The sequence below is a fragment of the Roseovarius sp. MBR-154 genome (assembly GCF_053628595.1).
The window spans coordinates 41,397-64,689 of sequence record NZ_JBRJGR010000010.1; the positions used below are offsets into that span (position 1 = coordinate 41,397).

Annotated in this window: 20 protein-coding genes and 1 pseudogene; 11 read left to right on the forward strand and 10 right to left on the reverse strand. The window is 65.1% G+C overall.

Annotated features, from left to right (window positions below):
- Positions 1-9: 9 nt before the first annotated feature.
- From ACSSV4_RS13425 to ACSSV4_RS13435, 3 genes are all read right to left on the reverse strand, one after another.
- Positions 10-879 carry a LysR family transcriptional regulator gene (locus tag ACSSV4_RS13425; protein WP_454275627.1) on the reverse strand — a complete coding sequence of 290 codons (870 nt, stop codon included), beginning with the start codon at positions 877-879 and terminating at the stop codon, positions 10-12.
- A 61-nt stretch (positions 880-940) separates the two neighbouring features.
- On the reverse strand, positions 941-1,246 hold the full coding sequence (locus ACSSV4_RS13430) for a hypothetical protein (protein WP_454275628.1): 306 nt from the start codon (positions 1,244-1,246) through the stop codon (positions 941-943).
- Between the two features lie 10 nt (positions 1,247-1,256).
- Positions 1,257-1,562: a DUF6476 family protein gene (locus tag ACSSV4_RS13435; RefSeq protein WP_454275629.1), complete on the reverse strand. Its 306-nt coding sequence runs from the start codon at positions 1,560-1,562 to the stop codon at positions 1,257-1,259.
- On the opposite strand from ACSSV4_RS13435, the gene ACSSV4_RS13440 reads away from it, so the two are divergent.
- The 4 genes from ACSSV4_RS13440 (at position 1,561) to ACSSV4_RS13455 (ending at position 5,126) form a co-directional block, all read left to right on the forward strand.
- On the forward strand, positions 1,561-2,592 hold the full coding sequence (locus ACSSV4_RS13440) for an RluA family pseudouridine synthase (RefSeq protein ID WP_454275630.1): 1,032 nt from the start codon (positions 1,561-1,563) through the stop codon (positions 2,590-2,592). The genes ACSSV4_RS13435 and ACSSV4_RS13440 overlap by 2 nt on opposite strands.
- 158 nt (positions 2,593-2,750) lie before the next feature.
- Complete coding sequence (gene rpoH, locus ACSSV4_RS13445) at positions 2,751-3,647, forward strand: RNA polymerase sigma factor RpoH (protein WP_454275631.1); 897 nt, start codon at positions 2,751-2,753, stop codon at positions 3,645-3,647.
- Positions 3,648-3,708: 61 nt separating this feature from the next.
- The gene (locus ACSSV4_RS13450; RefSeq protein WP_454275632.1) at positions 3,709-4,794 is read left to right on the forward strand and encodes an alpha/beta hydrolase; all 1,086 of its coding nucleotides are present in this window, start codon (positions 3,709-3,711) and stop codon (positions 4,792-4,794) included.
- A 62-nt stretch (positions 4,795-4,856) separates the two neighbouring features.
- The gene (locus ACSSV4_RS13455; protein WP_454275633.1) at positions 4,857-5,126 is read left to right on the forward strand and encodes a DksA/TraR family C4-type zinc finger protein; all 270 of its coding nucleotides are present in this window, start codon (positions 4,857-4,859) and stop codon (positions 5,124-5,126) included.
- Positions 5,127-5,286: 160 nt separating this feature from the next.
- On the opposite strand, the gene ACSSV4_RS13460 is transcribed toward ACSSV4_RS13455, so the two are convergent.
- Entirely contained in the window at positions 5,287-7,101 is a 1,815-nt protein-coding gene (locus tag ACSSV4_RS13460) for a M3 family oligoendopeptidase (protein WP_454275634.1), read from the reverse strand.
- 141 nt (positions 7,102-7,242) lie between these two features.
- Between ACSSV4_RS13460 and ACSSV4_RS13465 the strand changes: the two genes are divergently transcribed.
- The gene (locus ACSSV4_RS13465) at positions 7,243-8,172 is read left to right on the forward strand and encodes a hypothetical protein (protein ID WP_454275635.1); all 930 of its coding nucleotides are present in this window, start codon (positions 7,243-7,245) and stop codon (positions 8,170-8,172) included.
- Position 8,173: 1 nt separating this feature from the next.
- Here the strand turns inward: ACSSV4_RS13465 and ACSSV4_RS13470 are convergent, their stop codons facing one another.
- Both ACSSV4_RS13470 and ACSSV4_RS13475 read right to left on the reverse strand, forming a co-directional pair.
- Positions 8,174-9,766 carry an ATP-dependent DNA ligase gene (locus ACSSV4_RS13470; RefSeq protein WP_454275636.1) on the reverse strand — a complete coding sequence of 531 codons (1,593 nt, stop codon included), beginning with the start codon at positions 9,764-9,766 and terminating at the stop codon, positions 8,174-8,176.
- Positions 9,763-10,764, reverse strand: a complete 1,002-nt coding sequence (locus ACSSV4_RS13475) for a ligase-associated DNA damage response exonuclease (RefSeq protein WP_454275637.1) — start codon at positions 10,762-10,764, stop codon at positions 9,763-9,765. Before ACSSV4_RS13475 ends, ACSSV4_RS13470 begins: the two co-directional genes overlap by 4 nt.
- Positions 10,765-10,864: 100 nt before the next feature.
- Here ACSSV4_RS13475 and ACSSV4_RS13480 point away from each other — a divergent pair, with 100 nt between their 5' ends.
- Positions 10,865-11,695 carry a fumarylacetoacetate hydrolase family protein gene (locus tag ACSSV4_RS13480; protein ID WP_454275638.1) on the forward strand — a complete coding sequence of 277 codons (831 nt, stop codon included), beginning with the start codon at positions 10,865-10,867 and terminating at the stop codon, positions 11,693-11,695.
- A 393-nt stretch (positions 11,696-12,088) separates the two neighbouring features.
- Here ACSSV4_RS13480 and rpsA read toward each other — a convergent pair.
- Positions 12,089-13,795: pseudogene (gene rpsA / locus ACSSV4_RS13485) on the reverse strand (30S ribosomal protein S1); the annotation flags it as partial.
- Positions 13,796-14,475: 680 nt separating this feature from the next.
- On the opposite strand from rpsA, the gene ACSSV4_RS13490 reads away from it, so the two are divergent.
- A complete protein-coding gene (locus ACSSV4_RS13490) occupies positions 14,476-15,633 on the forward strand; it encodes a class I SAM-dependent methyltransferase (RefSeq protein WP_454275639.1) in 1,158 nt (385 codons plus the stop codon).
- 72 nt (positions 15,634-15,705) lie between these two features.
- Here the strand turns inward: ACSSV4_RS13490 and ACSSV4_RS13495 are convergent, their stop codons facing one another.
- Positions 15,706-16,314, reverse strand: coding sequence for a (d)CMP kinase (locus tag ACSSV4_RS13495; RefSeq protein ID WP_454275640.1), 609 nt, complete (start codon positions 16,312-16,314; stop codon positions 15,706-15,708).
- A gap of 98 nt (positions 16,315-16,412) precedes the next feature.
- Here ACSSV4_RS13495 and ACSSV4_RS13500 point away from each other — a divergent pair, with 98 nt between their 5' ends.
- From ACSSV4_RS13500 to arsC, 3 genes are read left to right on the forward strand one after another with little or no spacing between them, the layout of a single operon-like run.
- The gene (locus ACSSV4_RS13500) at positions 16,413-16,751 is read left to right on the forward strand and encodes a DUF952 domain-containing protein (RefSeq protein WP_454275641.1); all 339 of its coding nucleotides are present in this window, start codon (positions 16,413-16,415) and stop codon (positions 16,749-16,751) included.
- Positions 16,748-17,806 carry a quinone-dependent dihydroorotate dehydrogenase gene (locus tag ACSSV4_RS13505; protein ID WP_454275642.1) on the forward strand — a complete coding sequence of 353 codons (1,059 nt, stop codon included), beginning with the start codon at positions 16,748-16,750 and terminating at the stop codon, positions 17,804-17,806. Before ACSSV4_RS13500 ends, ACSSV4_RS13505 begins: the two co-directional genes overlap by 4 nt.
- Positions 17,803-18,144 carry an arsenate reductase (glutaredoxin) gene (gene arsC, locus ACSSV4_RS13510; protein ID WP_454275723.1) on the forward strand — a complete coding sequence of 114 codons (342 nt, stop codon included), beginning with the start codon at positions 17,803-17,805 and terminating at the stop codon, positions 18,142-18,144. Before ACSSV4_RS13505 ends, arsC begins: the two co-directional genes overlap by 4 nt.
- 32 nt (positions 18,145-18,176) lie before the next feature.
- Here arsC and ACSSV4_RS13515 read toward each other — a convergent pair whose 3' ends face one another.
- Complete coding sequence (locus tag ACSSV4_RS13515; RefSeq protein ID WP_454275643.1) at positions 18,177-18,602, reverse strand: DUF1489 family protein; 426 nt, start codon at positions 18,600-18,602, stop codon at positions 18,177-18,179.
- 126 nt (positions 18,603-18,728) lie between these two features.
- Between ACSSV4_RS13515 and ACSSV4_RS13520 the strand changes: the two genes are divergently transcribed.
- Entirely contained in the window at positions 18,729-22,109 is a 3,381-nt protein-coding gene (locus ACSSV4_RS13520) for an LAGLIDADG family homing endonuclease (protein ID WP_454275644.1), read from the forward strand.
- Positions 22,110-22,705: 596 nt separating this feature from the next.
- Here the strand turns inward: ACSSV4_RS13520 and ACSSV4_RS13525 are convergent.
- Positions 22,706-23,059, reverse strand: a complete 354-nt coding sequence (locus ACSSV4_RS13525; RefSeq protein ID WP_454275645.1) for a hypothetical protein — start codon at positions 23,057-23,059, stop codon at positions 22,706-22,708.
- Between the last annotated feature and the right edge of the window lie 234 nt (positions 23,060-23,293).

Consider the following 23,293-nt stretch of genomic DNA (forward strand, 5'->3'; position numbering starts at 1 on the left):
CACGCCCGCTCAGGGTAGAACCTCGGCCAGCAGTGGATTGGGAAAGCGCCGCTCCAGCGTCACCGCGAGGAACGTTTCGGTGATGCCGTCAAGCTGGATGGCCTCGACCAGATGGCCGCTGCGCAACTCGTCCTGCACCACGATGGGCGGGATCACGGCAAGCCCGGCATCGGCGCGCACCAGCAGGCGCAGCATCGCCATGTCATCCGCCTCGGCCGCAACCTGCGGCGTGACCCCGAGCCGCGAGACGAGCGCGTCGAACCCTGCGCGCAGGGCCGTCTCGGGCGTCGGCAGGATCAGGGGAAACTGCGCCAGCAGGGCGGGCAGGTCGCGGGGCGGTCCTTTGAGGCGCGCGGCGGTGCCGATCAGGCTGACTGGTTGCGCGTCGATCCGCTGGATCAGATAGGGGCTGGCGGCGTCGCGCGCGGGGGCGAGATTGGTCAGCACGACATCGAGCGCCATCGCCTCGAGCCCGCGCAACAGCTCGGATTGCGCGCCCGAGCGCAGCACCACCTCGACATCGCGCCGCCCGATCAGCGGGCGCAGGAACTGCATCTGGAAATTGCGCGACAGAGTGGCCAAGGCACCTACCCGCAGCGCCCGGCGGCCCGCCTTGCGGTCGCGCAGCGTGGCGCTGAGATCCTCGGCGGTACGAAAGATCGCCTCGGCATGATCGAGCGCGATGCGCCCTGCTTCGGTCAGCACGAGACCGCGCCCGCGCCGCTCGAAAAGCGCCTGTCCAACGGCGGCCTCCAGCGCCTTGATCTGCGTCGAGAGCGCCGATTGCGACAGGTTCAGGCTGCGTGCCGCCCTGGTGAGCGTGCCGTCATGCGCGACCGCCCGAAAAAGGCGCAGGTGATGGAGGTTCAGACCCGACATGCCGACAGCCTACACCTATATCCAATCAGCCGGAATTCGGAATCGACTGGCTGGTGTCGGCCTATCGCTGCGTGATCACGGCCACCGCGATCACGCCGATCACCAGCAGCACCAACCCGAGCGCCAGCAGCCCCGGCACCCGTGCCAGCCAGCGTTGCCAGCGGTGGCGCAGCCGCTGGCCCATGGCCCAGATCACGATTGCCACGATCCCCGCGCCGACCTGATACTGCACAAACACCGTCAGCCGGTTCATTCCGCGCGTGAACCCGTCGCCCTCAGGGGCGGTGTGGGCAGCCAGAAGAAAGGACGCCGCATAGAGCGCGGCCCAGATGCCGGAGAGCAGGACAAGCCAATGCGTGCGGGTCATGAACGCCATCCTACTCTATCGCGATGCTCTGCCGTAATTCGCCGCTCGCCCGGTCATAGATCAGGATGCGGTCATCCCCGGTGACCACCGCCAGCCAGTCACCGCCAAAGGTGACCGCTTCGGCGCGCGCGCCGTCGGGCAGGGCGATGCTGTCGGGCAGGGCCAGCGATGGAGTCCGCTCCTCGCCCGGGAAGCGGATGACAAGCAGGGCGACGATGACTACAACGCCGACAATCATCGTGGCGGTCAGCACCGTGACCAGCCGCGCGAGAAATTTCAATGTCGCCGGGCTGACCGGCGGGGGGCTATCATCCATGGGGCAAGACCCGCTCGTGTTCCGGATCGGGGACGATCCGCCGTCCCGCCTTGATAAGGCGCTTTCGCGCGATGTGCCAGAGGCGGCAGCGCTGTCGCGCACGCGGCTGGCGCGGCTGCTCGCAGAGGGCGCGGTGCGCGTGAACGGCGCGGTGGTCTCAGAGGCCAAGGCAAGGGTGGCGCCGGGTGACCTGATCGAGATCGACGTGCCAGAGACGCGCGCGAGCCATATCGGGGCCGAGGAGATCGCGCTTGTCGTGGTGCATGAGGATGACGACCTGATCGTGATCGACAAGCCCGCGGGCATGGTCGTGCATCCCGCCCCCGGCAGCCCGGAAGGCACGCTGGTCAATGCGCTCCTGCATCATTGCGGCGACACGCTCTCTGGCGTGGGCGGCGCGCGGCGGCCCGGGATCGTGCACCGCATCGACAAGGATACCAGCGGTTTGCTGGTGGTGGCCAAGTCCGACGCCGCGCATCAGGGGCTGGCCGCACAGTTCGAGGCGCATAGTGCCGAGCGCGCCTATATGGCGGTGGTGCATGGCGTGCCCGAGGCCAGCGATCCGCGCCTGCGGGGCGTGCGGGGCGTATCGTTCGAGCCGGGCAATGTGCTGCGCATCGCTACCGGTCTCGCGCGGCACAAGACCGACCGTCAGAAACAGGCGGTGACGTTCGAGGGGGGGCGTCACGCGGTCACACGCGCGCAGGTGCTGGAGCGGTTCGGCCATCCCCCGGCGGCGGCGCTGCTGGAATGTCGTTTGGAGACCGGACGCACCCATCAGATCAGGGTGCATCTGGCGCATGTCGGGCACGGGCTCATTGGTGATCCGGTCTATGGCGGGCGGCGCAAGCTGTCGCAAAAGGCGCTCTCGCCCCGGGCCATCGAGGCCGCAGGCGGGTTTTTCCGTCAGGCGCTGCATGCCGCCGTCCTGGGCTTTGTCCACCCGGTGAGCGGCGTGGCCCTGCGGTTCGAGTCGCACCTGCCGCCTGATATGGCGTCACTGGTCGCAGCGCTGAGAGGGGAGGCGTGACAAACACGCAAGATCACGTGAAATTCTGACATATTGGGGGAACCGCGACGGAAACCACATAGTTGACCGTTAACATATATGAGTCATGGCATCTTGAAAGGATGCGGTGGCGGTCCTAGGTCAATGTTAACGACCTAAACATCAGGAGGGACAACGGCATGGGCAATTACGCGAATCTGCCAGCGCCGACACCGGAAGGCGGATTGAATCGCTACATGCAGGAGATCCGCAAGTTTCCGCTGCTCGAGCCGGAAGAGGAATACATGCTGGCCAAGCGGTGGGTCGAGGAACAGGACACCGAGGCCGCGCATCGCATGGTCACCAGCCATCTGCGCCTCGCGGCCAAGATCGCCATGGGCTATCGCGGCTATGGATTGCCGCAGGCCGAGGTGATCTCGGAGGCCAATGTCGGCCTCATGCAGGCGGTCAAGCGGTTCGACCCCGAAAAGGGCTTCCGCCTCGCGACCTATGCGATGTGGTGGATCCGGGCGAGCATTCAGGAATATATCCTGCGCTCGTGGAGCCTTGTGAAACTCGGCACCACCTCGGCGCAGAAGAAGCTGTTCTTCAACCTGCGCAAGGCCAAGGCACGCATCGGCGCGCTGGAAGAGGGGGATCTGCGCCCTGACGTCGTCAAGAAGATCGCCACCGATCTCGGCGTGACCGAGGATGAGGTGATCTCGATGAACCGGCGGATGGCCGGGTCTGACGCCTCGCTCAACGCCACCGTCGGCTCCGAAGGCGAGGGCACGATGCAGTGGCAGGACTGGCTTGAGGACGAGGATGCCGATCAGGCCGGGGCCTATGAGGAGCAGGACGAACTCAAGGCGCGGCGCGAGTTGCTGGGCCTTGCGATGGACGTTCTCAACGAGCGTGAGCGTGACATTCTCACGCAGCGCCGCCTGAGCGACGAGACGATCACGCTGGAGGATCTCAGCTCGCAATATGACGTCAGTCGCGAGCGTATTCGCCAGATCGAGGTACGCGCCTTCGAGAAGCTGCAAAAGCGGATGCGCGATCTGGCGCAGGAAAAGGGCATGCTGACCTCGGCCTGACCGCTCTTGGCAGCGGGCTCGACATCACCTATTTCTCGCGCTCAGGTGAAGGCGAGGAACAATGGTGAAGCGCGCGACCGAGATCTGGACGACTGACCGCTGGGTCCGCCTCGGTGCCACGGTCGTCATCCTGTTGCTTGCCGCCTGCGCGCCCCGTGTCACCGCAGAGCGCGCGGCGCCGCATCCGCAAGCAGACATTCAGCCGGTTTTCGTGGCGACGGGCCGCGATCTCGACCGGACCGGGCCGATCTTTGGGTTGGAGCGGCCTGAGGCAATGCATTATTTTCGCGCCGATATCTCGATCCCGCCGACCCATGAGACCGGTCGCATCGAATGGCCCGAGGGACCGCCCGATGCCGCCACCGATTTCGTGGTGACCGGGACGCAGGTGCATGACGGGTCGGAGGCGCTCATCCGCGACATGCGCGCGCGCACGACGGGGCGCGAGACGCTGCTCTTCGTGCATGGCTACAACAATACCCTTTCGGAGGCGATGTACCGGCTGGCGCAGATCCGGGCGGATTTCAACGTGCCGATGCCGGGGCTCCTGTTTGCCTGGCCCTCAGCGGGCGATCCGCGTGGCTATATCTATGACCGCGACAGCGTGCTTTATGCGCGCGACGATCTGGAGGCGCTGCTGCGCGATCTGACAGCGCGGTCGGGCGAGACGGTGTTTATCCTCGCGCATTCCATGGGGTCGCAACTGGTGATGGAGACGCTGCGCCAGATCGCCCTGCGCGGTGACAGGCACTTGCTCGACAGGATCAGCGGCGTGGTGCTGATGTCGCCCGATATCGACCCTGATCTTTTCGACCGGCAGGCCGAGGCCATTGGCACATTGCCGCAGCCGTTCCTGATCTTCATCACCAAGGCGGACCGCGTGCTGACGCTTTCGGGTCTCGTCACCGGAAGAAAGCCGCGTCTGGGGGTGATCGACGACGCCGGAAAAGTCCAACGCGGCGATGTACAGGTGGTTGATTTCACGGACCTTTCGGATGGCGAGGGGTATAACCATTTCGTGCCGGTCACCTCGCCCGCCGCGATACGCATGCTCAACGGTATCATCACACAGGCAGGCGATGTAGGCACCGCCTTTGTGCGCGCCATGGCGCTGCCGCTGCCTGCGGCCCGGCATGTGGAACCGTGAGCGTGGTTTGACGCGGGGCAGGTGCCGGGCATAGACTGGATGCTGCAAGCAAGGAGACGGCCATGGCCGGTGGGTGGGCGCGCGATGGCGCGGTGAGCGAACAGATCGAAGCCTCGATTTCGGACGAGTTGGCGCGGCTCAAGGCCCGGGCGCAGCCAAAAGGCGAGAGCCTGACCCATTGCGCCGAGTGCGAGGAACCGATCCCCGAGGCGCGCCGCACCGCCATCCCCGGCGTGAAGCTGTGCATCGACTGCGCGTCCGATTTGCAAGCGCAGAATCAGCCCCGCAGCGGCATCAACCGGCGCGGATCGAAGGACAGCCAGTTGAAGTGAGGCCCGGCTGTATCGCGTCGGTATCACGTCGGTATTGCGTCGGTATGGACTGCGGGGCCCGCCACGTCGACGGGGCGCGGGGGTAACGATTTCTTCAAAAGAAATCGGACCGGAATTTTTTGAAAATTCCGCAGCACCCGGTCGGGCTGTGGCAGCGGTCTCAGTCCTCCATCGCCTCCAATTCGTCGATCAGGCCCGAGATCATCGACAGGCCCTTGTCCCAGAACGCCGGGTCGGAGGCGTCGAGGCCGAAGGGCGCCAGCAGATCCTTGTGGTGCTTGGAGCCGCCCGCTTTGAGCATCTCGAAATACTTCTCCTGAAAGCCCTCGGGGTTTTCCTCGTAGACCGCGTAGAGCGCGTTCACCAGACCGTCGCCGAAGGCATAGGCGTAGACGTAAAACGGCGAATGGACGAAATGCGGGATATAGGCCCAGAAGGTCTCGTACCCGTCCATGAAATCAAACGCCGGCCCAAGGCTCTCGGCCTGAACGGACATCCAGAGTGCATTGATGTCCTCAGGCGTCAACTCGCCCTCGCGGCGTGCGGCGTGCAGCTTGCATTCGAAATCATAGAACGCGATCTGCCGCACGACCGTGTTGATCATGTCCTCGACCTTGCCCGCGAGCAGCACCTTGCGTTCGGCTTGGTCCTTGGCACCGTCGAGCATCCGGCGGAAGGTCAGCATCTCGCCGAAGACCGAGGCCGTTTCCGCCAGCGTGAGCGGGGTTGAGGACAAAAGCTCGCCCTGCTCAGACGCCAGCACCTGATGCACGCCGTGGCCCAATTCATGCGCCAGCGTCATCACGTCGCGCGGTTTGCCGAGGTAGTTGAGCATCACGTAGGGGTGCACATCGGTCACCGTGGGATGCGCAAACGCCCCCGGTGCCTTGCCCTGTTTCACGCCTGCGTCGATCCAGCCCTTCTCGAAAAACGGCTGCGCCAGATCGGCCATGCGCGGGTCGAACGCGGCATAGGCGTTCATCACCGTCGCGCGGGCGTCGTCCCAGCCAACGATGCGGGTTTCCTCCATCGGCAGCGGTGCGTTGCGGTCCCATACCTGCATGCGCTCCAGCCCCAGCCATTTGCGCTTCAACTCGTAATAGCGGTGCGAGAGCTTGGGATAGGCCGCGACGACCGCGTCGCGCAGCGCCTCGACCACCTCGGCCTCGACATCGTTGCTGAGGTGACGCCCGGTCTGCGGGGTGGGCATCTTGCGCCAGCGGTCGATGACCTCTTTTTCCTTGGCGGCGGTGTTGTGGATGCGGCTGAACGTGCGGATATTCTCGCCAAACACCCGCGCCAGTTCGCGCGCGGCGGCTTCGCGCTGATCGCGGTCCTGCTCGGTCAGCAGGTTGAGCGTGCCTTCGATGCCCATCTCCTCGCCGTCCACGGTGAAGGTGAGCCCGGCAATGGTCTCGTCAAAGAGCCGCTCCCAGGCGTCGCCCACCACGCCCAGATCATGCAGGAATCTCTCAAGCTCATCCGAGAGCTGATGCGGTTTCATAGCACGGATGCGGCGGATGACGGGGGCGTAGCGCGCGAGATCGGCGTTCTCGGCATACATCGCCTTGAGCGCATCCTCGTCGAGCCGGTTCAGTTCCAGCGAGAAAAAGACCAGCGGCGTGGTGTAATTCGTGACCTTCTCCTGACAGTCGGAGAGGAATTTCGCCCGCCCGCCATCGGTGGTCAGCTGGTAATAGCGCAGCCCGGCAAAGGACATGATCCGTCCCGCCGTGCGGCTGATCCCCTCGTCGCGGTGCAGGCAGTCGAGCAGCCCGGCCGCATCCAGCGTGTCGAGCTTGCCCTCGTAATCACTGGCAAACCCGGCACAGGCGGTTTGCAGCCAGTCGAGATCGCGCTTGAGCTCGGGCGCATCCTCGCCTGTGTAGAGGTCGCTCAGATCCCATTCCGGCAGATCGCCGAGGTTCTTGTTGCCCGAGGGGGCGTTGGCATCGCGGAGGACGGTATCGGTCATGGGGCGCTCCTTGTATCGGTCTGCGCAGAGGTAGCGCGCAGAATGGGCGAAGTATATGCACGCAGGCCGGTTCGGTCGAAAAAACTGTTCCGGATTTTGCGAATCCCCGTATCCTTAACCGTCCAGGGGGAGGATTTGAACATGTCAGAGATTTTGAAGAACCCGGTCGTGACCGGTGTGGGCGGCGGGATTGCCGGGCTTCTGGTGGGAGCGCTCTTGTCGCTCTCGACCATCGAGAGCAAGGTCGGCACCAGCATGGGCCGCGCGATGGTGGATCTGTCCGCCGCAGTTCAGGGTGACGACACTGCGCTGTCGGAGGTGAGTGAGCGATTGGCGGCGCTGGAAAAGAGCGTCTCGGGCAATGCCGATTCGGTGGCCGGTCTTGGGAAACAGGTGGCCAGCGATCTCGGCGAGCGGATCGCCGCGCTCGAGGCGAGAATCGACACCGTGGCCGAAGACATCGGTCGCCAGATTTCCCAAACCGCTGAGGCGCAGGCCGAGGCGGTGCGCGGCGCGCTGGAGGCGCAGCCCGCAGCCGCGCCGGAGCCCGAGACCGGCACGGCGGCGGTGAGCGCGCCGCAGGCGGAGACGCCCGAGGGGTTGGCACTGGTGGCCGAGGCGCGCGGGGTTGGTGAGACCTTCGTGCTGGCCGATGGCGCGGTGCGCGCCTTCGTGCAGCGTGTGGACGCCGAAGCTGGCACGGCGCTCTTGTCGGTGAATGGCGCGGCGGCGCAGATGTCGCCGGGCGAGGCGGTCACCGTGCGGCACGAGGCCGGGGCCTGTCGGCTGGCGCTGGGCGAGGTCGGCGCAGACGGCGTGCGGATCAGTTCGGATTGCGACATGCCCGCCGGGGAGGGCACGGCCTATGGGCCGGGCGAGATGGCGAGCTTGGGCGACGGGCTGTTGCGGGTCTTCGTCTCGGGCATTCTGGGCGACGCGGCGCGGCTGGCGATCAACGGCCTGGATACGCAGAGCCTGCGCGTCGGCGAGAGCCATTCGGTGGAGAATTGCACGGTCAGCGTGACCGGCATTCGGGGCAATCGGGTGCTGCTGGACGGCGGGTGTTCCTGAGCTAGCCGTATTGCGCCAGCATGGCGCGCAGGTCGGTGAGGGTATTGGCCTCATGGGTCGGCTTGTCCTGCCGCCAGCGGGCCATGCGGGGAAAGCGCAGCGCCACCCCGGATTTGTGGCGCGGGCTGGCCTGGATGCCCTCGAAGGCGATTTCGAACACATGTTCGGGGCGGACCTGGCGGACGGGGCCGAAGCGCTCGGTCGTGTTCTTGCGCACCCATGCGGTGATCTGGCGGAACTCGGCATCGGTGAGGCCGGAATAGGCCTTGGTGAAGGGCACGAGCGTATCGCCGTCCCAGACCGCGAAGGTGAAATCGGTGAAGAGGTTGGCCCGGCGTCCGTGGCCCGCTTGGGCGTAGATCATCACCGCGTCGAGGGTCAGCGGATCGAGTTTCCATTTCCACCAGTCGCCCTTTCTGCGGCCCGCGTGATAGGGGCCGCTGCGGCGCTTGAGCATCAGCCCCTCGGCGCGGTGGTCGCGGGCGGTGGTGCGGGTGGTGCTCAGGTCGTCCCATGTGGTGAAGGGGATTGCCGGTGAGGGGCGCAGGGGGGCGGTGTCGGGGAGGTCTGCGATCAGTTGGTCGAGCCGGTCACGGCGTTCGGCGAAGGGGGTGTCGCGCAGGTCGTGGCCGCCCTGTTCCAAGAGGTCATAGGCCATGAGGATCACCGGGGCCTCGGTCAGCAGTTTCTTCGGCACGGTCTTGCGCGTGATGCGTTTTTGCAGCGCGGCGAAGGGCAAGGGGGCAGTGCCGTCATGGGCGAGGATCTCGCCGTCGATCACCGTGCCGTCTGGCAAGAGATTGCACAAGATGGCCAGTTCCGGAAATCGGTCGGTCATCAACTCCTCGCCGCGCGACCAGATGAAGATCTGCGCGCCGCGCGCGATCACCTGCCCGCGGATGCCGTCCCATTTCCATTCCGCCAGCCAGTCGGCAGGTGGCCCAAGGCTCTCGGGCCCGTGCTCCAGACCGTAAGCGAGGCAGAAGGGATAGGGGCGCGAGAGGGTGTCGGTGGGGTCTTGGCTCTCTATCAGGGCGGCCCATGTGGTGCTGTCGGGGGTCCAGTCGCCCATCAGGCGGTGGGCGATTTCGGCCTCGTCGCGTTCAAGGGCTTGCGCCAGTGCGCGGGTCATCAGCCCGGCGCTGACGCCGATGCGAAAGCCGCCGGTGAGCAGCTTGTTGAAGACCAGCCGTTCCAGCGGCTCCATCCGCTCCCACGCGGCGAGCACCTGTTCCTTGCGGGTGGCGTCTTCGGCGTCTTTCAAGGCGCGCAGGTGGTCGATCCAGTCCGCGAGGCTGGCGGCGTGCGTGGTGGAGGGCGGTGGCAGCACCAGCGCGATGGTCTCGGCCAGATCGCCGACGATTGCGTAGCTTTCCTCGAAGAGCCAAAGCGGGATGCCCGCGCGCTCGGCGGCCCATTCGCGCAGCCGGGTGGTGGTGATGGCGCGTTTCGGACGGCGGCCCGAGAAGAGCGCGATGGTCCAGAGGCGATCCGCCTCGGGGGCGGTGCGGAGATAGTCGGCCAGCGCGGCGACCTTGGTGTTGGTGCGCGTGGTCTGGTCGAGCGTGGCGAAGAGCGCGGCAAACTGCTTCATGTCTCGGCCCCGTCATCCAGCGTCTCGCCGGTGAATTCGGTGCGCAAGACGCGGGCATCATAGCCCTGCTCGGTCAGCCAGCGGGCGAAAATTTCGGTATAGCCGTGGGTGACGTGGATGGTCTCGGCCCCGGTCTCGGCGATGGCGCGGTTGAGGCCCGCCCAGTCGGCGTGATCCGACAGCACGAAACCGCGATCCGCCGCGCGCCTGCGGCGCACGCCGCGCAGCCGCATCCAGCCGCTGGCGAACCCGGTTGAGGCCGGGCGAAACCGCCGCGCCCAAGGCCCCGCAAGCGCCCCGGGAGGGGCGAGGACCAGCGCGCCGCGCATCGTGCGCAGATCGGTCGCGGGGGTGACGTGGTGGGTGTCGGGCAGGGCGATGCCCTGACCGCGCATCACCGCGTTTGTGGCCTCGATGGCGCCATGGGTGAGTATCGGGCCGATGGTCGGATCGAGCATGCCGAGCACGCGCTGCGCCTTGCCGAGCGCATAGGCCCCGAGCAGAGAGAATCGCCCCTCGGCGGCGTTCGTTGACCACCACGTGTTGATCTCGCGGGCCACATCCTCGGGGTCGGGCCAGTCGAAGACCGGCAGACCGAAGGTGCATTCGGTCACGAATTGATGACAGCGCACCGGCTCGAACGGGGTCGAGAGCGGATCACGCTCCAGCTTGTAATCGCCCGAGACGACCCAGACCTCGCCGCCCACCTCGACCCGGATCTGTGCCGAGCCGGGGACGTGGCCCGCCGGGTGGAACGAGACGCGCGCATCGCCGATCTGCCGCGCCTCGCCGTAGCGGATGGTGTCGAGCGTGATATCCCCCAGCCGGTGGCGCATCACCGGGGCAGCGAGATCGGTGGCGAGGTATGCCCGATGCCCGCCCCTCGCATGATCGGTATGGCCATGCGTGATCAGCGCCCGCGCGACGGGACGCCACGGGTCGATGTGAAAATCGCCGGCGGGGCAATAAAGCCCCTCTGGGGTGACGTGCAGGACCATGCGCCGATGATAGGCCCCGTGCGGCCCGTGACCAGCCCCTTGCGAAGCGCCGCCTGCGGTCTATGCTGCACGGCAGAGCGAGCGGAACAGGGGATGGAACATGCGGTTCGTGAGATATGGCGAGGCCGGGCAGGAACGGCCCGCCGTTCTGGATGCCGACGGGCAGATGCGCGATCTGAGCGGGGTGGTGCCGGATTTGGCAGGTCGTGTTCTGGGCGATCTGCCCCGGATCAACCCGCAAAGCCTGCCGCTGGTGCCGGGCGGCCCGCGCATCGGGCCGCCGGTGGGGCAGGTCGGCAAGCTCGTGTGCATAGGCTTGAACTATACCGACCACGCCGCCGAACTGGGGGTGGAGCCGCCTGAGGACCCGGTGGTCTTCCTCAAGGCGACCTCGGCGATCAACGGGCCGCACGATCCGGTGATCCTGCCGCGCGGCGCGGCGAAGGGCGATTGGGAGGTCGAGCTTGGCATCGTCATCGGACGCCGCGCCAAATACGTGACCGAGGCGCAGGCGCTGCGCCATGTGGCGGGCTATACCATCGTCAACGATGTTTCGGAGCGGGCGCTGCAACTGGAACGCTCGGGCCAATGGACCAAGGGAAAGAGCTGCGACACCTTCGCGCCGCTGGGGCCCTGGCTGGTGACGCCGGACGAGGTCGGCGACGTTCAGGCGCTCGATCTTTCGGTCGAGGTGAACGGCGAGCGGGTGCAGAGCGGCCATACCGGGCGGATGATCTTTTCGGTGGCGCGGATCGTGTCCTATCTCAGCGAGTTGATGGTGCTGGAGCCGGGCGACATCATCGCCACGGGTACGCCACCGGGGGTGGGCATGGGGCACAGGCCGCCGCGCTTTCTGAAGGACGGCGACGAGATGGTGCTGCGCATCACCGGGCTGGGCGAGCAACGCTCGCCGGTGCGCGCGGAGGGGTAAAGAGAGGCATCGGGCAGGTGGGGGCGAGTGGCCTGGAGCTGCCGTTTAACCTTGGTGCCAATGCGCGGAATCAAGGCGCGGCACGCGCCGCCGCGCAGCGCCCGACCGCCCCGTCGCACCAAAGGTGCGCCGATAGCACCGGCACGCCTTTGGCGTGACGGGCGGGCGCTTTTGCCACGTATCAAGTAATTGAAAACGCGGAAGTATTGGGCTGATATAAAGTGCCTTCCGGAAAGGGTGCCGCGCCCACCCGCGGTCGGGCACCGCGCGGCTCGTCCCTGATACCGCCAAGGTCCGCTCCAGGCCGACCGCTCCCCCGCCAATATCCGCCAAACGCAAAACGGCCCCGCCGATCCGACGGGGCCGCCTTGATCAAGTCACAGCGTCAGACGCTTACTTGTCGCCCTTGAGCGCCGCGCCAAGGATATCGCCGAGCGAGGCCCCCGAGTCGGAGGAGCCGTACTGTTCGACCGCCTCTTTCTCTTCGGCGATCTCGCGGGCCTTGATCGACAGGCCCAGACGGCGGGTCTTGGCATCGACATTGGTCACGCGGGCATCGACCTTGTCGCCGACCGAGAACCGCTCGGGGCGCTGCTCTGCACGGTCACGGCTGAGGTCGGAGCGGCGGATGAAGGATTTCATGCCCTCGTATTCCACCTCGATGCCGCCATCCTCGATCGCCGTCACTTCGACGGTGATGATCGAGCCGCGCTTCACACCACCCACGGCCTCGGCGAACTTGTCACCGCCAAGCGCCTTGATCGAGAGCGAGATGCGCTCTTTCTCGATATCGACCTCGGAGACGACCGCCTGAACCACATCGCCTTTCTTGTAGTTCTGGATCGCTTCCTCGCCGCGCTCGTCCCAGCTCAGGTCGCTGAGATGGACCATGCCGTCGATTTCGCCTTCGAGACCGATGAACAGACCGAATTCGGTGATGTTCTTGACCTCGCCCTCGACCTCGGTACCGGCGGGATGGGTCTCGGCAAAGACTTCCCACGGGTTGCGCATGGTCTGCTTGAGGCCAAGGCTGACACGACGCTTGGCGCTGTCGATTTCCAGCACCATGACTTCGACCTCTTGCGAGGTGGAGACGATCTTGCCGGGATGCACGTTCTTCTTGGTCCAGGACATTTCCGAGACGTGAACGAGGCCCTCGACACCGGGCTCCAGTTCGACGAAGGCACCGTAATCGGTGATGTTGGTCACGCGGCCGGTATGCACGGAATCGAGCGGGTATTTGGCAGCCACCAGATCCCACGGATCTTCCTGCAATTGCTTCATGCCGAGGCTGATGCGGTGCGTGTCCTTGTTGATCTTGATGACCTGAACCTTGACGGTCTCGCCAATCGACAGGATTTCCGAGGGATGGTTGACGCGGCGCCAGGCCATGTCGGTGACGTGCAGCAGGCCGTCGACACCGCCGAGATCCACAAACGCCCCGTATTCGGTGATATTCTTGACCACGCCGTCCACGGTCTGCCCCTCGGTGAGGTTGGCGATCACCTCGGCGCGCTGTTCGGCGCGGCTCTCTTCCAGGATGGCGCGGCGCGACACGACGATATTGCCGCGGCGGCGATCCATCTTGAGGATCTGGAAGGGCTGCTTGAGACCCATGAGCGGGCCTGCGTCACGCACCGGGCGGACATCGACCTGAGAGCCGGGCAGGAAGGCCACGGCACCGCCGAGATCGACGGTAAAGCCACCCTTGACGCGGCCAAAGATCGCGCCTTCAACGCGCTCTTCCTCGGCATAGGCCTTTTCGAGACGGTCCCATGCCTCTTCGCGGCGGGCCATCTCGCGGCTGATCACGGCTTCGCCGCGGGCGTTCTCTGCGGAGCGCAGGAAGACCTCGACCTCGTCGCCGACGGAAATGTCGGGCTGCTCGCCGGGATTCGCGAATTCCTTGAGATCGACGCGGCCTTCCATCTTGTAGCCGACGTCGATGATGGCTTGTCCCGCCTCGATGGCGATGACCTTGCCTTTGACAACCGTGCCCTCGTCGGGCGTGTCCATTTCGAAGCTTTCTTCAAGAAGGGCTTCGAAGTCCTCCATAGATACGTTTTGAGCCATGTGGTCTCTGGTTTCCTTTGAACGGTTTTCTGGCCGTGCGGTTGTCTCCGCCGGTCTTTGGGGGTTTCATTGGTCAGGCGGGTCACAAAACAAAGAGGGCCGGTGGTGCCGACCCTGCTCGATCTCAATGCTTCGTGGCGGTTTCCGCCTTGTTGACGCGCCGCGTATAGCGGGGGCAGGCGCGTAAATCAAGCGTCTAAAGGGCTATATACGTGCGGCCAGGCGGATTGACCTGCGAATTGGCATCCACGTGGCGCGTAAGGCTTGCTTGCGTGCCGGGCGTTCAACTAGTCTAAACCGGAAGGGCGAGCCTGCGGACAACCGGCGCACGCCCATCGCAGGGCGTGACCCTTGATGGAACTTGGCGGAAAGGACATCCCGGCATCATGACTCAGAGCGGTTTGCAGACGCATGATTTGAGGTGCGTATTCTGTTTCGGCCCGGTCGCCAGAGCGCAAGACGGATTGTCCTGCAAGGGCTGCAACACGTTTTTCCCGAAGTTTCGAAACGCCTTCTTTATCGGGGCATATGCTCCGGACGATGCGTTGGGTCTCATGGAGGTCGCGTCGAAAGTGACCTTCGAGATGGATATCGAGCAAACCAGGCGAAACCGTCAGAAAGCAGAAACGAATCTGGAGAAAAAGTATCGCGAGCAGCGTGAAGCGGCCGCTGCACCGAAACCGCAGGCTGCCGCCGGGAGCAGCGACATGGCGCAATCGGTTCGGTTCAACGAGTGGGTGGCATTTCATCTATTGACCGAGAACGTCGATCTGGCCGGAAAGAAAGTGCTCGATAACGGCGCGGGGCTGGGCGGCGACACGATCAGGCTGACGAATCGGGGGGCACATGTCACCTGTCTCGACTTCAATCCGGTGGCCGTGGATGTCGGGCAACAACTGGTGCCCGAGGCGCGGTGGCTGATCGCCACATCCAACACCCTGCCGTTCGAAGACGATGCGTTCGATGTCTCGGTGGCGAACGCCGCCTTGCACCACATGCACGATTTCCGCAGGTCCTTCAGAGAGATGCTGCGGGTCACCAGACCGGGCGGAACGATACTTCTCGTTTCCGATCCGTTCATGGACAGAAAGGATGCGCCGGACCAGCGCGAACAGGAAGAACTCAGGATTTTCGCGGAACATCCCATGGTTCTCAACGGCGTGAACGAGGGGGTCTTGCCGATCAACGAATATTACGAATGCGTGAGCCTTCTCGAAGACGCGCGCATTCTTACCTCGCGGATCAATGACCCCGCGATTGGCAACACCCCGACATTCTGGAGTGTGAGCGACGCGACACGGGACAAGCTGTATCGCAGCCGTGGCAATATCAGCGCGATCGGCACTGTTCCGCATGACAAGTCCTGCGGCAGACGGCCCGCCGATGACCTGATCGACGCTCGGGCGTTTTTCGAGACCATCGGCAGCCCGATCGAGAGTGCGGGCTTCCTGGTCAGATACATGGACAATGCCAATCTCGACCGCGCACCAAAAGCCGATATCTCGAAATTCGACCTCTTGAACGGGTGGATGCCCGCCGAGACGGGACCGAACACCTGGCGGGCCTATAACAGGGGCAGGTTGTTCTATTCCGCCGAGGCGCTGCGCGGCATGACGTCGATAAGGATCAAGCGACATGACAACGGCGCCGATCATGCCGCTCAGGTCGCCGTGCTGCTGAATGGCAAGGAGGTCAAATCCGAACCTGTCACCAATTCCAGGTGGATGCAGGTCATCCCGCAGGAGCTTGGTCAGCTGCAGGACAGGAACGTTCTGGAAATCGCCATCAAGGACGACAAGTTCAACAAGGGTGCGATCTGGGGCGAGTTGAACAGAAACCGGATCCTTGAGGTCGAATTCAAATGACGCCCGGTCGGGAACGGTCGTGATGACCGGCCGAGTGGTGCCGCAGTTGCCCCTGTTCCGATCTGCCCGACATCAGCGCCGCGCCATATCCACGATGGCGATGGCCTTCGCGGTTGCGTCTTCGATTGACATCGACGACGTGTCCAGCAGATGTGCATCCTCTGCCGGTTTCAGCGGGGCCGCCGCGCGGGCGCTGTCGCGGGCGTCGCGTTGGCGCAGGTCGTCCATGACCTCGTCGAGCGTGGCCGCGTGGCCGCCCTCGGTCAGTTCCTTGTGCCGCCGCCGGGCACGTTCGGCGTCCGAGGCGGTGACGAAGAGCTTCACCTCGGCCTCCGGGCAGATCACCGTGCCGATATCGCGGCCATCGAGCACAGCCCCGCCCGCGCGCCGGGCGAAGGCGCGCTGGAAATCCAGGAGCGCCTGCCGCACCTCGGGGATTGCGGCGACGCGGCTCGCGGCCTGGCTGACATCGGGCGTGCGCAGGTCGTCCGCCTCGAGATCCTCGGCGCGCAGGCTTTGCGCCGCCTCGACCGGATCGAGCCCGGTCAGCATACGCCGCCCGGTGGCCCTGTAGAGCAGCCCGGTATCGAGATGCGCAAAGCCGAAATGCGCGGCCAGTGCCCGCCCGATGGTGCCCTTGCCCGCCGCTGCCGGTCCGTCGATCGCTATGGTGAACGCCATGCCTGCCCTCGTCTTCTTTGGATCATCTTGCTAGCCGATCCGGGCCCGCGCCTCAAGCATCGCTTGACGCAGCGGCCCGGGCGCGGCATCACCCGGATATGCTGATCTACAAGATATTCCGTGGTCCCGAATGGGCCGATCTGCGCGAAACGGGCGAAAGCGCCGGCGCGCCGGTCGATCTCGCCGATGGCTATGTGCATTTCTCGACCGCCGAGCAGGCCGCCGAGACAGCCGCCAAGCACTTCGCGGGCGAACGCGGGCTGATGCTGCTGGCCATCGAGACCGAGCGTCTGGGCGAGGCCCTCAAATGGGAACCGTCGCGCGGTGGCGCGCTCTTCCCGCATCTCTATCGCGAGTTGCGGCTGTCCGATGTGGCATGGGCGCAGCCGCTGCCGTTGGAGAATGGCGTGCATCAGTTCCCGGCAGGTCTGGAATGACACCGCTGGAGCGGCTCGGTCTTGGCCTGCTGCATCGCTGTGACCCCGAAACCGCGCATGGTCTGGCGCTGCGGGCACTGCGCATGGGGCTGACACCCACCCCCGGCCCGGTCACCAGCACGCGACTCAGGACCGATCTGGCAGGGCTGTCGCTGCCCAACCCGGTGGGCCTTGCGGCAGGCTTCGACAAGAACGCCGAGGCGCTCGGGCCGCTGAGCGGCGCTGGGTTCGGGTTCATCGAGGTGGGGGCGGTCACGCCGCGCCCGCAGCCCGGCAACCCGCGCCCGCGTCTTTTCAGGCTGAGTGAGGACCGCGGCGTGATCAACCGTTTCGGGTTCAACAATCAGGGGATGGAGGCCGCTGCCGTGCGGCTGGCCAACCGCCCGCGCGACGCGGTGATCGGCCTCAATCTGGGGGCCAACAAGGACAGTGCCGACCGGGCCGAGGATTTCGCCCGGGTGCTGGCGCATTGCGGCGCGCATCTGGATTTCGCGACGGTCAATGTCAGCAGCCCCAACACCGAGAAACTGCGCGACCTGCAAGGGGCCGAGGCGCTGATGGGTCTGTTGAAAGGTGTCATGGAGGCGCGCGACTGGCTGCCGCGCCCGATCCCGGTTTTCCTCAAGGTCGCGCCGGATCTGAGTGATACGGAACTGTCGGCGATCGCCGATGTGGCGCGTGGCTCCGGCCTTGCCGGCATCATCGCCACCAACACCACGCTGGATCGCGAGGGGCTGCTAAGCCCGGAGGGCGATCAGGCGGGGGGGCTGTCGGGCCGGCCACTGTTCGAGAAATCGACCCGGGTGCTGGCGCGGCTGTCGCAGTTGACGGGGGGCGAGATGCCGCTGATTGGCGTGGGCGGTGTAGGCTCCGCCGAGGACGCCTATGCCAAGATCCGCGCCGGGGCGCATGCCGTGCAGCTTTACTCGGCGCTGGTTTATGAGGGGCTGTCCCTTGTCTCTGACATCGCCAAGGGCCTCGATGCGCTGCTCGAGCGCGACGGGTTCGCTACCGTGGCCGAGGCTGTGGGCACGAGGCGGGAGGATTGGCTGTGATCACCTATTGGCACAATCCGCGCTGTTCCAAATCGCGCGCCGGGCTGAAGCTGCTGGAAGAGCGCGGGGCCGAGGTGAGCGTGCGGCGCTACCTGGATGACGCGCCAAGTGAGGCGGAGCTACGCGATGTTCTGACGCGGTTGGACGTGACGCCCATCGAGATGATGCGCGCGGGCGAGGCGCGGTTCAAGGGGCTGGGTCTGAGCCGTGACAGCGCGCCCGACACATTGATCGCGGCAATGGCCGAACACCCGATCCTGATCGAGCGGCCCATCGGTCTTACCGACGATCAGGCGGTGATCGGACGCCCGCCGGAGCGGCTTTTGTCGCTGTTGTGATCGCGCGGGCGCGGCCCCCGTCCTGTCCGCCGTTACAGCACCCCGATATCGGCCAGTGCCGCCGAGAGTTCCGGTGGCAGGCTGTCATCGCCCGCCCGCGCCGGGCCGATATCTGCGGGCGCATCCGCCGCCGGCAGGTAGCGCCAGCCCTGAAACGGGCGGCGTTGCGCCGTGGTGGTGCGGACCAGCACCGGGTCGAGCACGATGGCGCAGCGGCGAACGCCGTCGCCGCCCGTGACCTCGTCCAGCCGCAGGATGCGCTGACGGCATTGCACAAGGCCCTGAATGACCCAGTAGATCGACCCGCCGTCGAGCAGCTCGGCCTCGCGCTTGGGCCACATCCGGGTGACATGGCAGGGATGGCCGTCCGGGGCCTTGGCACGCGGGGTCTGCTGCCAGTCCATCAGCCCTTCGACCGATTTGGTGCCGACGCTGAGTTTGATGAGATGCAGAGCCACGCGCGAATCCCTTGAGTTTCTCCATATATCGTAGCGGTCTCACCGGGCAGGGCAAGAGATGGTGGAAATCTCAAGGCGGGGGGGCTATTGTATCGGTCTGCCTCTGACGCAAGGGAATCGCCGCTCATGACCCGTTTTGCCGCCCCCATCGCGGAACAGATCTGGACTATGAAATACCGCTACATCGCTGAGGATGGCGGGGATGCCAGCGTCGAGGATACCTGGCGGCGCATCGCGCGGTCACTGGCAAAGGTCGAGGCCGAGCCGGAGATCTGGGAAGAGCGGTTCTATGATGCCCTCGAGGATTTCAGGTTCCTGCCTGCGGGCCGGATCACCGCCGGGGTGGGCACCGGGCGCAAGGTGACGCTGTTCAACTGTTTCGTGATGGGCACGATCCCCGACGATATGGGCGGCATCTTCGACAATCTGCGCGAGGCTGCGCTGACCATGCAGCAGGGCGGCGGCATCGGCTATGATTTCTCGACGATCCGGCCCAAGGGGGCGGTGGTCAAGGGTGTGTCGGCGGATGCCAGCGGGCCGCTCAGTTTCATGGATGTGTGGGACGCGATGTGCCGCACGATCATGAGCGCGGGCAGTCGGCGCGGCGCGATGATGGCGACGATGCGCTGCGACCATCCCGACATCGAGGATTTCATCGCCGCCAAGTCCGACGCCGCACGGCTGCGCATGTTCAACCTCAGCGTCCTCGTGACGGATGCCTTCATGGAGGCGGTCAAGGCCGATGGCAGTTGGGAATTGCAATTCGATGGCCGGGTCTATCATACCGTGCAGGCGCGCGACCTGTGGAACCGGATCATGCAGGCCACCTATGACTATGCCGAGCCGGGGGTGATCTTCATCGACCGGATCAATCAGGCCAACAATCTGGCCTATTGCGAGGAGATCGCGGCGACCAATCCCTGCGTCACCGCAGAGACCTGGGTCTCGACCGAGGAGGGCGCGCGGCAAGTTTGTGACCTGATCGGTCGCCGGTTCCGGGCGCTGGTCGATGGTATGGCGTATGATACCGGGCCCGAAGGCTTCTTTTCCACCGGGGTCAAACCCGTCCTGCGGCTGTCCACTGCGTGCGGGCGCAGCCTGAGACTGACCGCCGACCACCGCGTGCGCAAGGTCGTGGACAAGACCCGCTGGCGGCTCAAGAGCGATTGGGTCGCGGCGGGCGATCTGCGGCCCGGTGACGAGGTGATGCTGCACGATCACCGGTCTGCGGCACCTGTCGCGCAGCCCGAAGACGCGCGCGGCTATCTGCTGGGCGTGCTGATCGGCGATGGTGCGATCCGCGCCGACAAGACCCTCATCTCGGTCTGGCCCCGTGCCGCGTGTGGCAATGGCACGCCCCCGCCGAACCCGGTTATGGAGCACGTCGAGACGCTGCTGCGCACTCTGCCGCACCGCGCCGATTTCGCAGGCTGGCAAGAGGTGTTGGGCCGGGGCGAGCATCGCATCGGCACCGCCGCGCTCACCGCACTGGCGCGCGACTACGGGCTGCGTCAGGGGCACAAGACCCTGACCCCTGAAATCGAGGCCGCGGCCCCCGGCTTTTGTGCCGCCGTGCTGCGCGGGCTGTTCGATGCCGACGGCTCGGTGCAGGGCAGCCAGGCCAAGGGCGTCTCGGTGCGCCTTGCGCAAAGCGATACAGGTCTTCTCGAGGCGGCGCAGCGGATGCTGGCGCGGCTCGGGGTGCAATCAACCCTCTACCGCGACCGCCGTGCGGCAGGCGAGAGCACCCTGCCGGATGGCAAGGGCGGGCAGCGCGCCTATGCGGTCCGTGCGCAGCACGAGTTGGTGATTTCCGGCGGCAACCTGCCGGTCTATGCCGACAAGGTCGGCTTTGCAGATCTGGAGAAAGCACGGCGGCTGGAGGTCGCAATCAGCGGCTATCGCCGCGCGCTGAACCGTGAGCGTTTCACGGCCCAGGTGACCGAGGTGGCAGAGGATGGCGAGGCCGAGGTCTTTGACGTGTCGGTGCCCGGGGTCAATGCCTTTGATGCCAACGGGCTTTATGTCCACAATTGCGGCGAACAGCCCCTGCCGCCCTATGGCGCCTGCCTGCTGGGGTCGATCAACCTGGCGCGACTGGTGCGTGATCCGTTCGGCGATGGTGCGTCGATCGACGAGGAGGAACTGGCACGCCTGGTTGGGCTGGCCGTGCGGATGATGGACAACGTGGTGGATGCGTCGAACTTTCCGCTCGAGGCGCAGGCGCGCGAGGCGCAGGCCAAGCGGCGGATCGGGCTGGGGGTCACCGGGCTCGCCGATGCGCTGCTGATGTGCGGGCTGCGCTACGGGGCCGAGGATGCCGTGGCGCAGACCGAAAGCTGGCTGCGCGCGATTGCGCGGGCGGCCTATCTGGCAAGCACCGATCTGGCGCGTGAGAAGGGGGCCTTTCCGCTCTTCGACCGCGATGCGTTCCTGGCCTCGGGCACGATGCAGGCGATGGACGAGGACGTGCGCGCGGCGGTGGCCGAGCAGGGTATCCGCAACGCGCTGCTGACCTCGATCGCCCCCACCGGCACGATCAGCCTCTATGCCGGCAATGTCAGCAGCGGGATCGAGCCGGTCTTTGCCTATTCCTACACCCGCAAGGTCCTGCAAAAGGACGGCTCGCGCAGCGAGGAAGAGGTGGTCGATTACGCCGTGCAGATGTGGCGCGACCGGATGGGCGACGCGCCGCTGCCCGATCATTTCGTGAACGCGCAGACCCTCGCCCCCGAGGATCACGTCAAGATGCAGGCGGCGGCGCAGAAATGGGTGGATTCGAGCATTTCCAAGACCATCAACTGCCCCGAGGATATCGGTTTCGAGGCGTTCAAGAATGTCTACATGCAGGCCTATGAGACCGGCTGCAAGGGCTGTACCACCTACCGGCCCAATGACGTGACCGGCTCGGTTCTCAGCGTGAGCGAGAGCGCCGACAAGGTGCCCGGCGAGGGCGCGATGTCTGGCGAGGGCGGTGAGGTGATCTACATGTCCGACCCGCTCGACCGGCCCACCGAACTGGAAGGCGCGACCTACAAGCTGAAATGGCCCGACAGCAACCATGCGATCTATGTGACGGTGAACGATATCGTGCTGAACGGGCACCGGCGGCCCTTCGAGGTGTTCATCAATTCCAAGAACATGGAACATTACGCCTGGACCGTGGCGCTGACGCGGATGATTTCGGCAGTGTTCCGGCGCGGCGGCGATGTGTCATTTGTGGTCGAGGAGCTGAAGGCGGTGTTCGATCCGCGCGGCGGCGCGTGGATGAACGGCAAATACATCCCCTCGATTCTCGCCGCCATCGGCGGGGTGCTGGAACGTCACATGGTACAGATCGGCTTTCTCGCGGGCGAGGGGCTGGGTCTCAAGGCTGACCCGACTGCGCAGGTCGTCGGCTTCGACGCCCCGAAAGGCCCCGCCTGTCCCGCCTGCGGCAGCTACGACATGCGCATGATCGAAGGCTGCCGGACCTGCGCAAGCTGCGGACACAGCAAATGCGCGTGAGGGGCCGGGGCGGATGTTGAAATTGAAAGGACTAATTGTCCTTTTTGGATGGTTTTTTGGCCATTCTGATAAGCACAACGTGACCACCGAGACCACAAGCTTGGTCTCGTCTGTTCTTCGAAATAGACGACCATTTCACCCATTCAGCGGGAGCATTGAGTGAACCCGTGGTCTGCCCTGGGCACTGCGGGCTTTGACTTGCCGTTCAGGGCTGCCAGCGGATTTCAGAGCGTAATCCCGCCCGTGAAATAGAAGTGGCAAGCTGAATGTCCTGGACGTCTCCGTTATCGTTTGACTCCTCGTGGTGGCAGTTCGACTCTTGCTGAGTACATAGGTTCGCATTCACAGCGCGAAAAACGCTGTCGGCGCATTTCTTTCGACTTTTTGGACAGGCATGGGCTGTTAGGACTTGTCCGAAGACGATCAATCCCGCCAATACGGTGCCGCTCTGACAGGACTGCGACATCAGGCTTGTGCGATGCCGAAACGATCGCGTCTTTGTGCGCGCGACCTCCTTGGCCGCCTCGGCGTTGATGATCGCACGAAAAAAGCCGCGGTCCGAGAGACCGCGGCTTGTACGAGGATATCGTAGAGATTTACCGGAAGGCGACCAGCAAGTCGCTGATTCGCGCTCCGTACCACCGGACAGATGTGTCCACGCAGTAGCCTTTTCTGACGCTCAGGGCGTCATTGGCGTGGGTTGAGCGCGCCGCGAGCGCTGCGCGAATTGACCTCAGTGACCGCCGAATGCGGCGAACATCCGGAAGATCGGATCCGGATTGCCCGTGCAGATCGCAGAGCGCGTCGAACGCGGTCTCCTCGGCCAGAAGCCCGAGGAGATCGCAAAGCCCGGCACCGTGACGGCGCAGGAAGTCAAGCGCGTCGAGCGCGGCCTCGATGGCCTTGGTGGTCCCGTCATTGTCCGTGACGGGGGCTGAAGTGATGTGCATGTTTGCACTCCCGACATCCAGCCCGTGGCGTATGCCACGCGTTTCCTGCTGGTGTCAGATCGGCCTATGTCGGGGCGTGCGGCAGGTTGGTGTCGCGGCTCGGATGTTCTCCTCGGTGGTTGATGTCTCGGGGCTCGGCGCTGGTAATCTGGACATTGGCTCTTTCAGCCGAAGCAGAAGCAGAAATCCGTGGTCTTCCGGATTTTTTATGAAAGGGGTCGCACGCTTTCTGTT